Genomic DNA, 12,620 nt, shown 5'->3' with positions numbered 1-12,620 from the left:
TTATAACAATTATAGCTAAATGCTTATATAATTTTCTTTAAGGTTTAAAGATGATAGAACAAGCAAGTATAGAACAACTTTTACAAAAAACAGATATTGTTGATATCATAGCTCATTATGTTGAAGTAAAAAAACAAGGCTCAAGCTATGTTTGTATTTGTCCTTTTCATAATGATAAAAATCCCAGTATGTATATTAATTCTATTAAAGGATTTTATCATTGTTTTGCATGCAAAGCTGGGGGTAATGTTTTTAAATTTGTAATGGATTATGAGAAATTAAACTTTGTTGAAGCAGTAGAAAAAGTTGCTTCATGGAGTAATTTTTCACTTACTTACACCTCACAAAAACAAGATAATAAAAAATCCATCATTCATATCTTGCCTACTCTTAATGCTTTTTATAAACAAAACCTAGCTAAAAACAAAGAAGCTTTAGCTTATCTTTATAAAAGAGGCTTAAATGATGAGGATATTAGAACCTTTGAGCTAGGCTTTGCACCAAGCTCTAATGAAACACTAAGACTTTTGCAAAATGAGCAAATCACTCAAGAAGAGGCTTTAGAGGCAGGTGCGATAAAACAAAATGAAAATGGCGCTTATGCAAGTTTTATCAACCGCATTACTTTTAGCATTTATGATCATAAAAATTTACTCATAGGCTTTGGTGGTAGAACTTTAGATGAAAACAATATGGCAAAATATGTTAATTCTCCCCAAAGCAAACTTTTTGATAAATCACGCATTTTTTATGCACTCAATTTAGCAAAAGATGCCATTTATAAACAAAAAGAAATGATAATTTGTGAGGGCTATATGGATGCTATAGCCTTTCATAAAGCAGGATTTAAAAATGCTGTAGCGGTTTTGGGAACTGCTTTAGGAGAACATCATATACCTTTAATCAAACGATTTGAAGCAAGAGTAATTTTGTGTTTTGACAATGATAATGCAGGACTTAATGCAGCTGTGCGTTCGGCACATTTACTAAGTTTAGCAAAAATTGATGGAAAAGTAGTCTTGATAGAAGGAGGAAAAGATCCGGCTGAACTTGTAGCAAGCCACCAAGAAAAATTACTTTTTAATATTTTAGAAAAAGGTATAGAACTTGGAGAATTTTATATAAGAAGTTTGATTGCAAGTTGTGATTTAAACTCAGCACTTAGCAAACAAAAGGCTTTAGAAGAGGTACAAAAATACACTTTTAACCTTGAACCTTTAATAGCAAATTCCTACACTACCTTGGTAGCAAATCTTTTGGGTGTAAATATTAATGATATTAAACTTTCTAAAAATACAAGAAAAATAAGCTTCATTAATCCTATAAAACAAAGTAAAATCAACAATATAAGCGAGTTAGAGCTTTTGAAATTTTTATATGAAAATAATGAAACCATAGGGCTTTTTAAGCTTTTAAGTACAAAAGAATATTTTTTACACCAAGACATTACTAAAGCTATTTTAGAGCAAAAAAATTTTGAAGATCCTAGTATAAGAGAGCTTTATGAATTTGAAAATATCAAAAATTTAAGCAATTTAGAAGAATTTTTATATGCTATTTGTAAGATCAACCTTGCATATTTTAATAAATTAAAAAGTTTAAATTTAAAACAAGCCTTTAAAAAACAAATTTATAATTTACTCAATCAAAATTTAGAAAAAATCAAAAAAAGCTATCAAAATGATGAAGTTTTTTTAAACCATTTGATAGAAGTTTTAAAAAGCGTGCATTTTTTAGATGATGAGGAAAGTTTGGAATTATTTTTAAATAGACTACAAAAAAACATCAAAGATAAAAGAGCAATTCATTATAACTTTGAAGAAGAAGTTTTTTAAATAAAAACTTGCGCAAAAATTAAAAAATATTCATTACAATATGCCAAAAATTTCGAAAGGAAAAAATGAAAGCATTAGCACTTTTTAGCGGCGGGCTTGATTCTATGCTTGCTATAAAACTCATAAGCTCTCAAGGTATAGAAGTAAAAGCTTTAAATATAAACATAGGCTTTGGTGGCACAAGCGATAAAAGCGAACTCATGGCAAAACGCGCTGCTATGGCAGGGGCTAGTTTTGAAATGATAGATGTAAGAAATGCATATTTGCAAGAAGTTTTATTTAACCCTCAATATGGATATGGAAAGCATTTTAATCCTTGTATAGATTGTCATGCTTTTATGTTTAAAACTGCTCTTTCAATGTTAAAAGATGAAAATGCAAGTTTTATCATCACAGGAGAAGTAGTTGGTCAACGCCCAATGAGCCAAAGAAATGATGCTATGGCCAAGGTTAAAAAACTAGCGCTTGATGAAGAAGATTTAATCTTGCGTCCAATGTGTGCTAAAAATTTACCTTTAACCAAACCTGAGCGTGAGGGTTGGGTTGATAGAGAAAAGTTAGAAAACATAAGTGGAAGAAGCAGAAAAAGACAACTTGAACTAGCTGCCAAATTTGGTTTTGAAGATTTTGAAAGTCCAGGTGGTGGATGTTTGCTCACACTTGAGAGTTTTTCAAATAAAATCAAAGATTTCATTAAATTTGATAAAAATATGCAAGTTAATGACGCTCAACTTTTAAAATACGGACGCCACTTAAGACTTCCAAATGGCTCTAAAATGATAGTAGGTAGAAATGAGCTAGAAAATCAATTTTTAAAAGAATTAAAAACTCAAAAATACGAAGAATTAAAACTTTTTGATTTAATAGGTGCTTATTCTTTGGTGGATGAAAACATCAATCCACAAGATCTTGAACTTGCTCTAAGCATAGCACTAACTTATGCTAAAACTCAAAATAATACAAAATACAAAATAGGCTTTAAAGATAAAATTTTCCAAAGTATGGCTTTTGAAGATAAAAATAAAATTCAAGAGTATTTTATAAATTAAACTACCCTTTAAAGGGTAGTTTTTTAGAATTTCTTTCTTCTAACTTCTGCTACAATATCAGCCGACATGGAATCAACTTCATTTGCTACAGAATTAGTTGCGTGCGCAATTTGTGAGTTTTCTTTAGTTAAACCATCTATTACTGAAACAGATTGATTAATTTGTGAAATTCCTAAAGCTTGTTCTTTAATACTCTCACCCATTTCATTAATAGATTGAACTAAGATATTAGTATTAGCTTCAATCTCACCTAAAGACTTTTGAGTTCTTTCTGCTAGATTTCTAACTTCATCAGCAACAACAGCAAAGCCTCTACCATGTTCTCCTGCACGTGCAGCTTCAATAGCTGCATTTAATGCAAGCAAGTTAATTTGATCAGCAATATCTCTAATAACATCAGTTACATCTTTGATATCACTACTTTGTTTAATAACCTCTTCAGTTCTTGCTGCTACTGCATTCGTAGAAGCACTCATTTCTTCAACCGCAGCGGCACTTTCTTGTAAAGAATCAGCCTTAGTTTGAAGCATTTCACCTTGACTTAGTGAAGCTTGAGGCATTTTTCTAATCTCTGCACCTACTGCATTAAGTGATTTTTCTATCTCACCTTCAGCATTATCAAGTTTATCTGAGAAATCAAGATTTTGAAAACTAGCAAAAACTCTTTCTATTTCATTTAAATCTTTGCCTATTTTCATTTGCATATCTTCAAACATTTTATTTAATACTTCTTTTAATTCCACAAGTTTTGGATTAACAGGATTTGCATCAATTCTTTGAGTAAAATATCCTTTTTCTATATCACAAGAAACTTCTAATATATTTTGCACTGTTATTTCGTCTTTTTCTAAACATGTGTGAATATATTGAACATTATCATTAATCATTAATGCCATTTTTCCAAGTTCATCGTTATACCTAGGTGTTAAAACTTCAACAGTAGAAGTTTCATGATTTAAGTATTTAAAGAATTTCATCAAATGATTTTGCAATCTTTGCACTCTTATTGAAACAATTCTTTTTACAGAAGTGCTAATAACAATCACAATGAAAATTATTGCAATAACCGAGCTAATTAAAATAATATTTCTAAGCTCTATAATAGATGCATATACTGTTTCATTTGGAACTATAGCTAACATTGCCTAATGTATTCCTGTATTTGGCGGCCATATTTCAAATACTCTTATAACTCCATGATATTCACTGCCATCATCTGCTACATAATTAATCGTACCAGCATAAGCTGTTTTTTGTAAATCCACTATAAAAGCTGCGTTTTTATTCACATCAGATATTTTTTTGTAACAAATTCAGCATTTGGGTGCGTAGCTATAACACCATTACTTGCTATTAAAATTCTTCTTGCGCCTTGATAAATTGATCTTGAAGAATCATTTAAAAAATCCGCAATAGGTTTAAGATCAAAAAGCATACCAACAACACCTATTGCCTTGCCTTTTTTGTCTGTAATAGGCGCAGCTACATTAAGACCTAAAAATTTATTACCATGAATGTTATACCATCTTGGTTCACCAAAATAAAGCTTATTTCCATTCATTAAGTTTTTAATGGTTCTAGTTTTTGCAATCTCTTCACTTGCTGCTAAAGTTTGCATTCCACCAGCATTATTTATATCAGAATCTCTCATTAAAACCATAAATTCATTATTATTGGTAAAATATTTTTCTTCAATACCTAAATTTTATACATTGTTCCATCTTGCAAATAATAATATCCATAAGCTATATCACGGTTTACATCAATAGCTTCTCCAAGAATATTTTCTATTCTTTTTGGATTAATAGCACCTTCTGAAATAAGATTGTCTAATGTTCTTTGAATACCAATAGCACTTACAAATAAAGACTTGATACTTGCTTCAGCTTGATTTCCATAGCGATGTACAGAAGCTGTAAGTGTATTTTCTATCTGCGTATTTAAAATAGCAGTAGATCTGTTAATAATAAGCAAAGACAAAGCACTCAAAATTAAAATAACAGCAATAATTACCACGAAGACAATTTTTGCACCAAGACTCCAATTTCGCATTTTCTCTCCTTAGATATTAAGTGGTAAAATATTCTTGTTATTATAAATAATTTTTATTAAAAAAAATATAAAAAATTATTTTATTTTTATTTATTTTATAAGAATTGTAATCACTTTTATTTTTTAACACCTAAAATATTATAAAATAAGGATAATGGTAATTGATTTTTAGTTAGTATTTTTTGTCATTTATATTTAAAATATATTAAAAGTTATAAAATCGCTTTGTCCATTTTTGCTAATAATATTAAGAGTATATTTACCTTTTTTTAAATTTAAGGCCAAAGATTCTTCCTTACCTTCGAAAATTAGCTCTTGATTTAAATACCAAAAAAGCTTTTCTTTTCTAGGATTTGTAAGCTTTATTAATAATTTTTGTGAACCTTTTAAATCTTTTGGTAAAATGATATTAAGATTATTTAATGGATAAATAATTTTTAAATTTTGATTATAATTTTGCAAATTTTGCCTTTCTTTTGCAAAAAACGCTTGTGCATGAGAAGGTAAATTTAAAACAGTCTTTTTCTTTGCATGGATGAAATTTTCATCTAAAGAATCAACTTCTTTGTTTTTATACATAAAAACTTCTTTTAAAAATGGTGAAGTCCTTAATACATTTGCACCTTGTGGGTAAAGCACTTCTTTAAAATCAAATTTATAATCATATCTATACCCTGTTTGATTTTCTATCTTAATAGAAACTAAATCATTAGGCTTTTCAAATTCTAAATTAATCCCATCAAGTAAAGATAAAAGCTCAAAAAACAATTCCCCTGCTATATTTACCCCATATAAATTTGCATTTGCTTCGCCATTAAAATTTCCAACCCATACTCCTAAAGTGTATTTTGGAGAAGTTCCTATAGCCCAAGCGTCTTTTCTGCCATAACTTGTACCTGTTTTCCAAGAAATGATAGTATTAAAATCATATTGTCTTAAACCTGCTCTATCTAAATCCTTTAAGGTTTGCAAGGTTAAAAAGCTTGCTCCATCACTAATAAGCTTTTTATTTTCTTTAGCAAATGCATTTTCTTCATATAAAAGCTCTTTAAAATTTCCATAATTTCCAAGCCCTAGATAAATTTTTACCATATCTTCTAAACTAAATTCTTTTGTGCCCAAAATCAAAGAAAGTCCATATTTTTTAAAATTTTCATCTTCAAAATCTAAAATATCTTTGAGTTTATAAAAAAACTTCTCATAGCCATATTCTGAGAGTAAACTCACAAAGGGGATATTGAGCGATTTTTGCAAAGATTCTTTTGCGCTAACAAAACCATGGTATTTTTTATTTGCATTTTGTGGAGCAAAATTAGAAAAATATGTAGGCACATCAAGCATTAAAGATTCAGGCACTATAAGTCCCTCATCTATAGCAAAAGCAAAAAGTAAAGGTTTTAAGGTTGAACCCACACTACGCTTTGCTATCACCCCATCAACTTGACCAAAACTTGCAAAATCATAAAAATCATTAGAGCCTACATAAGCTAAAACTTTATTTGTTTTGGTATCTGCTAATAATATAGCTAAATTTTTTATACCCTTTTGCTCTAATTTATAAGAATATTCCTTAGCTTTTTCTTCAAATTTGATTTGAATTTTTTTATCTATACTAGAAATGATTTTTTCTTTATCCGCTAAAAGCCTACGCGCTAAATGCGGAGCTAAGTTTTTTCTTGCTTTAAAACTAGGAAGTTTTTCAGCCTTTGCAAGAGTTAAGATATCTTTAGAAAAATATCCCTTTTCAAAAAGCCTATCAAGCAAAGCATTGCGTTTTTTTAAAAGTTTATCTTTGTTTTTTTCAAGATTAATCAAACCTGGATTATTAGGAAGCACAGCAAGCAAGGCTGCTTCACTCCAAGTAAGATCTTTTAAATCTTTTTCAAAATAAAACAACCCCGCACTTGCAACACCTACTAAATTTCCCCCATAAGGGGCATTGTTTAAATAAAGCTTTAGAATTTCATCTTTTTCATAAGCGCTTTCTAAAGCAAAAGCTTTGATGATTTCGTTAAATTTATTAAAATATGTGCGTTTATTTTGCTCTAGAAGTTTGATTGTTTGCATAGAAATCGTGCTTGCACCACTTCTTTTACTTGAAAAAAGATTATTTTTAAAAGCTCTTATAAGTGCTAAAAAATCTACTCCATAATGAGAATAAAAATTTTTATCTTCATACAAAATAACTGCACTTTTTAATTTTTGTGGTATAAAATCACTCTCTAAATGCCATTGTTCATTAGCATCTAAAAATACACTAAGAATTTCTTTGTTTTTATCAAGCAAAACCTTGCTGTAAGTGCCTTTAAATAAATCCTTGCTATCAAAACTAAAATAAACTAAGCCTATGTAAAAACATAGGCTTAAAAAGCATATTGCGAGGCTTATTTTGATTTTCACTGCACTACTTTGACTCTTTTACTCTCACTTAAAGCTTTATAAGCATTATCATACATTGCTTCAGCATAAGCTCCACTCAAAGTATAAACACCTGGAGTAACAGCACTTAATTTCACAAAAAATTCTCTTGACTCATCAGAATATAAAGGAAAGAAATACATAATCTTATCATCTCTTATATCCACAAAATCATAATAAGAATTTTTCACAAAATCAGGAGCTTCATCATCTAAAAGATCATGCACTATCTCCCATCCACTTGGTAAAATTTGAGTTAAAGCTATATTAGAAGTGCCTGGATAATTTTTATTTGATATTTTTAATTTCATATAAAAAATTTGAGAACTTTTTATAGTACTTTCATCTATTTCATTTCCATTTTCATCATAAAAACTTCTTTCTATATACATACGCTGTGCAAAAGGCTCGATAATACCTTTTTTAATACCCTCTACTCCAAAATGCACATAAGTATCTTCTTTAGCTTCTATCAAAGCACTGCCTTGATTAAACTCAAATTTAGAAAAACTTGTGTTGAGTTTTTTACTCTCACCATTAATTTTTACTCTTGCATTGATAGTTTTAGAGCTTTCATCGCTAAAGCTATTTGCCAAAGCATATAAAGCATAGCCTGTACTTTGAGTGCTAAGCCAAGCTTGGCTTTCTAAAGTTTTTTTAATATCATCTAATAATTCATTATTATCTTTACCATAGATTATTTTATACGCATTTGCAACAATAGCTTCATCTCTTAGAAAAGATCCATAAGTATGAGTATAATTAGCTTTTTCATCAGGCTTTATGCTTAAATTTTTAGCTATATTTAAAGCTACCTCATCAAAACCTGCTAATTTATAAGCTGCGCTAAGTTGCCAAAGACTTACATTGTTTAAGCTTCGCAAATAAGCATTATCTTCATAAATAGCATTCATTATGCTTAAATTTGGCTCTTTGGCTAAAGCTAAAAGATATAAAGAATTTATTCTAATTTCTTTATTTGTTTGAGCTTTTAAAACATAGCGTTTTTGATAATCAAGCCATGCTTTAAACATTCCCTCACTCACATAATAACCTCTTTCTTTGGCTAAAATCATAAACATACCCGCATAATTACTTCCCCAAGCATCAGAATCTTTAAGTCCTTGCCAATAAGCAAAACCACCATTAGCAGTTTGGAAATTTGCATATTTACTTAACAATGCATTGATGTTGTTAATATTTTTTTGTTCATTTGCTCCTTGATCAAGTTTTTGTAAAAAGAGTTGTGGTAAAACTGCTGAAGTACTTTGCTCTATACATCCATAAGGATAATTTTGCAAGTATTTTAATCTATGATTTATATTTAAAATAGGCTTAGAACTCACACTTAAAAACGCCACTGGATTAATATAATCTTGTGTGATTTTAAACTCCATAGAAGTATTTGCAGGAATTTTAAAAGATTTACCCTCATAAGTAATGGTATTTAGTGCTTTTATATCAATTTGAGTATTTTGAGTATAGGTATAATCTTTTGCATTTAAACTTAACTCTATTTCTTCTACTCCAAGCTTGTTTGAATTTACTTTTGCGTTAATATAAATATCTTTTGTTTTTTCATTACCAAAGTCAATTAAAATTTCATCTTTTTCAAAATTTATGAGTGAATTTTTTGTTTTTAGTTTAAGTTTTGCATTTTTTACATCATCATCAACTTTAAATACTTGCACCAAAAGCTTAAACTCATCATCAAGTCTTAAAGCTCTTGGCAAAGTTTCAAGCATTACAGCAGGTGCGCTAACTTGGATATCTTTAGAAGCACTGCCAAAACCTGCTAAGTTGTTTGCCACTACCATAACCCTAACCGAACCTAAATATGATGGCATATTAAATTTTAATTTTGCATAACCATTTTCATCACTTTGCACTGGCTCTTGAAACAATACAACCGGTTTAAAGCGTCTTGCTTTTTCATCGTTTTTGCTTTTATTTGCTCTACTTTCTAAGAAAACATCACCACCCGTAGTTAATACCTTAGAAGCATTAGAAATATTTTTAGCAATGATTTTATCATAGGTATCATATATGCTCATGTTAAAGCGTGTTTTTTGATAAAAATACCCCCAAATATCTGGTGTTTTAAAAGCATTCACATCAAGCAAACCCTCATCTACAATAGCTATAGTGTAAGTATAACTTTGCTTGTTTTTACTTTGAATTTCTACTTCAAAATCTTGTTTTGGCATGATTTTATCTGGTACTTTTAAATCAAGCTCAATTTTACTTTGTTCATCTGCTACATTTAAAGGTACTACGCCAAAAAGTCTTAAGGCTCTATCGTTAGTGTATTGATCATAATCTTGAAGCAAAATCACACTTACATAAACATTTGGCATATATTCTTTAAGAATAGGAATTTCAACCTTTGTAATATCTCCATGTGTATCTATCACAAAGCGTTTTAAAACCTTTGCATTATCATTTAAAGTAACAATAGCTTTTGCACCCTTAGCACTTTCAAATTCTATATAAGCTGTTTCATTTGGTTTGTATTCTTTTTTATCACTTTTAATCTTTAAAGAACTCACTATATCAGCATTACTTGGCGCACCAAAACTACTAATATAAAAAAACTCTCCTGCGCTTGTTTTACTTTGTGTATCTTCAAGCTCTATAAACATTTCACCATGATATTCTTTTGGATCAAACTCTATTTTAACCGGTTTATCCTTACTTAAAATAGTTCCTTGAGTAATGATTTGTGTGTTTTTATCTTTTTTGAGTGATTTTAAAAAATCATCATAATTGTCATAATCCCACCACCAAGAATAATCATTTGCATAAATAGTATATTTAATTTCCCTATTTGCTATCAAATTCTCATCTAAATCACTCACAATAGCTTCAAAATTGATAATAGAACCAGAGCTTAAATAGTGATTTTTTAAACGCTTAAGACCTACAAAATACTCATGCAATATTACTTGTGAATTTACAAGTGCTTCAACCGATCTTGAGCCTTTTTCAAAAACCCTAGCCCTTATGCTAGCTTCTAAATTATATGGAGTATTTTTAAAAAAGTCATTTAAAGCAAATTCTTGCTTTGTAAAGCCATTTTCATCTAACATACCTTTTAAATTATCTTGATATTTTTGCACTAAAACACTAGGATTTGAAAAAATATATTCTGGGTATTTTGAATTTTTATATTCTTTTTTACTCACAAATAAATCAGCTTGATATTGTAAATTACTCGCTGGTGTTCCAAAAAGGTATTTTGAGCTAATATTAAAATCTAATTTTTCATTTTCTTTTATACTTTTTGGAGCTTGCATAGATACTTTTATACGATTTGGTACTATATTTTGCACTAAAATTTCTTTATCAAAAATCGTATTTGCAAATTCAACCCTAGCTAAATACACTCCACTTAAAGCTTGTTGATCAAGTGAAATCTTTTTATAAAAAGTTCCATTACTCAAAGGTTCAAGTTTAATTTTATCCAAAAGCTTTTTATTGCGTGGATCAAAAAAACTTAAAAATATAGGGTGACTAACAACTCCTTTATCATTTCTTGCAACCATAGTTAAATGGATATCATCACCTAGTCTATAAACCCCTCTTTCTGTGTAAATAAATACTTTATTTTGAGAAGTTAAATCAAAACCATCAATATCAAAACCATCATATAACAAAGGTGAACTTAAACGCAAAATAGAAGCTTGTTTATCTTTTGAAGCAATGATAAATAAAGCTTTTGACTCATCAATATCATCAAAAACAACCAAACCGTTATCATCGCTTGTCTTAGAAGCTAAAACCTGATTACTTTTGCTAATTATATCAACCTTAACCCCACCTAAAGCCTTTTGTGTGGTAAAATCTCTCACATCTACAAAAAGCTTTTTATTTAAATTTTGAGCAATCAAAGCGATATCTGAAAAAATTAAGTTTTTGCTTACTTTTGCTTTTTGGTTAAAAAATCTATATTTTTTCCAACTCTCCATTCCCTCATCAAAAGCATAATCAACATCTTCTTCTTTAAAATAAAGCTTGACTATAAATACACCACTTAAATCTTTTAAACCATCTAACACTATCTCGTTTTCTTGCCATTGATTTTTAGTATTTTTTATATCAAAATCTTTTTTTAACACTATTTCACTAGTATAATCACTCTCTGAAAAAATATCACTATCATAATCGCTTAAATTTTTAGCACCTTGAAGATTTTTATATCTTAAATATTCACTTAAATTATTTGAAAATACTTGATAAACCTCCAAATGAACTTTTTTAACATTCATACTCTTAAAAGCTATTTTTTTACTCGCCTTGCTAGATAAAAACACCCCTTGATTTGTAAAACTTATAGCAGGCTCATAGTCTTTTAAACTTACTTGAGTTTTGTAATTTTCTTTTGTACTAATTCCATCAGCACTTTTAATCCCTTGAGCAAGTTGAATTTCATAAGTTTTATTTGGAGAAAAATCACCTGTAAGTTTAATTTTATTTCCAAAAGCTAATGCTTTAAAATCAACTTCTGGGGTAATAAAAATCAATTCTTTTAAATTTTGATCTTGTGAAATATTTTGAGAAAAAAATAATTCTATGTTTTTATTAACTATATTTGCATTTTGGAAAACAAATTCGCTCTTTGCAAGCAAAATATATTCTAAATCTATATTGTTTTCTAAGCCCAAAATATTTTTATCAAAAACTACTTTCACATTAGTATTAGTATTTTTGATACTCAATGCTTTAGAATACACACTTGCCATATCACCTTGAATGATGATTTTATCTATTTGAATTTCTTTTTCTTGTGCAGTAATCTTAATAGCTTTTAATAATTCATCTTTATTAAGAGTATAAAAACTTTGAACATTTAAAACTAATACACTCTCATCATTTGAAATATTTTGAAAATATCCTTTAATATCTAGTTTTTCAAAAGGAGTTTGAACTTTTAACTGCACTTTTTCATTTGATAAAATATCATTTAAGTCTATAAAAATATCATATTTTTGATTTGCTTTTAAAGCTGTAAAAATATTTAATCTTGTAGGTGTTTCAAGTTCGTATTTTACCTTTGTCTTTTGATTATTAACAACAATCTCTCTTTCTTTTATAACACCTATTTCTTGATTAATAATATTAGTGTTAAACTCTACAAAAACACTTTGTGTATTTTCATTAAAACCATAAGCTCTTATAGCAGAACTTTTATCCTCATTTTTAGAGCAAGCAAACAATAAACTTGCAAGTAAAAAAGCAAAAAAACAATGTAAAAATCCTCTCATAT

At 28.7% G+C, this 12,620-nt stretch carries 8 protein-coding genes; 2 read left to right on the top strand and 6 right to left on the bottom strand.

Annotation, left to right across the window (positions count from 1 at the left end):
- Window positions 1–50 precede the first annotated feature (50 nt).
- Window positions 51–1,835 (top strand): DNA primase, encoded by a 1,785-nt coding sequence (gene dnaG, locus CAMP18498_RS06485; RefSeq protein ID WP_337198057.1) that lies wholly within the window; start codon window positions 51–53, stop codon window positions 1,833–1,835.
- Window positions 1,836–1,900: 65 nt separating this feature from the next.
- A complete protein-coding gene (locus tag CAMP18498_RS06480) occupies window positions 1,901–2,884 on the top strand; it encodes an MnmA/TRMU family protein (protein ID WP_214135261.1) in 984 nt (327 codons plus the stop codon).
- 23 nt (window positions 2,885–2,907) lie between these two features.
- On the opposite strand, the gene CAMP18498_RS08010 is transcribed toward CAMP18498_RS06480, so the two are convergent.
- The 6 genes from CAMP18498_RS08010 to CAMP18498_RS06450 form a co-directional block, all read right to left on the bottom strand.
- On the bottom strand, window positions 2,908–3,360 hold the full coding sequence (locus CAMP18498_RS08010; protein WP_442867728.1) for a methyl-accepting chemotaxis protein: 453 nt from the start codon (window positions 3,358–3,360) through the stop codon (window positions 2,908–2,910).
- A gap of 669 nt (window positions 3,361–4,029) precedes the next feature.
- Entirely contained in the window at window positions 4,030–4,173 is a 144-nt protein-coding gene (locus tag CAMP18498_RS06470) for a hypothetical protein (protein ID WP_337198055.1), read from the bottom strand.
- Entirely contained in the window at window positions 4,170–4,580 is a 411-nt protein-coding gene (locus CAMP18498_RS06465; protein ID WP_442867727.1) for a PDC sensor domain-containing protein, read from the bottom strand. Before CAMP18498_RS06465 ends, CAMP18498_RS06470 begins: the two co-directional genes overlap by 4 nt.
- A gap of 2 nt (window positions 4,581–4,582) precedes the next feature.
- Complete coding sequence (locus tag CAMP18498_RS06460; RefSeq protein WP_337198053.1) at window positions 4,583–4,936, bottom strand: hypothetical protein; 354 nt, start codon at window positions 4,934–4,936, stop codon at window positions 4,583–4,585.
- A 195-nt stretch (window positions 4,937–5,131) separates the two neighbouring features.
- A complete protein-coding gene (pbpC, locus tag CAMP18498_RS06455; RefSeq protein ID WP_337198052.1) occupies window positions 5,132–7,336 on the bottom strand; it encodes a penicillin-binding protein 1C in 2,205 nt (734 codons plus the stop codon).
- The gene (locus tag CAMP18498_RS06450; protein ID WP_337198051.1) at window positions 7,333–12,618 is read right to left on the bottom strand and encodes an alpha-2-macroglobulin family protein; all 5,286 of its coding nucleotides are present in this window, start codon (window positions 12,616–12,618) and stop codon (window positions 7,333–7,335) included. Before CAMP18498_RS06450 ends, pbpC begins: the two co-directional genes overlap by 4 nt.
- Between the last annotated feature and the right edge of the window lie 2 nt (window positions 12,619–12,620).

Source organism: Campylobacter sp. W0066.2 (assembly GCF_024723515.1).
Taxonomy (GTDB): Bacteria; Campylobacterota; Campylobacteria; order Campylobacterales; family Campylobacteraceae; genus Campylobacter_D.
This window is presented reverse-complemented; position numbering and strand designations above follow the sequence as displayed.

What these genes read in the sequence shown, in the direction of transcription:
- CAMP18498_RS06450 (WP_337198051.1), bottom strand. Translation starts at nt 12,618, where the DNA reads ATGAGAGGATTTTTACATTGTTTTTTTGCTTTTTTACTTGCAAGTTTA.
- CAMP18498_RS06480 (WP_214135261.1), top strand. Translation starts at nt 1,901, where the DNA reads ATGAAAGCATTAGCACTTTTTAGCGGCGGGCTTGATTCTATGCTTGCT.
- CAMP18498_RS08010 (WP_442867728.1), bottom strand. Translation starts at nt 3,360, where the DNA reads ATGAGTGCTTCTACGAATGCAGTAGCAGCAAGAACTGAAGAGGTTATT.
- dnaG (WP_337198057.1), top strand. Translation starts at nt 51, where the DNA reads ATGATAGAACAAGCAAGTATAGAACAACTTTTACAAAAAACAGATATT.
- CAMP18498_RS06460 (WP_337198053.1), bottom strand. Translation starts at nt 4,936, where the DNA reads ATGCGAAATTGGAGTCTTGGTGCAAAAATTGTCTTCGTGGTAATTATT.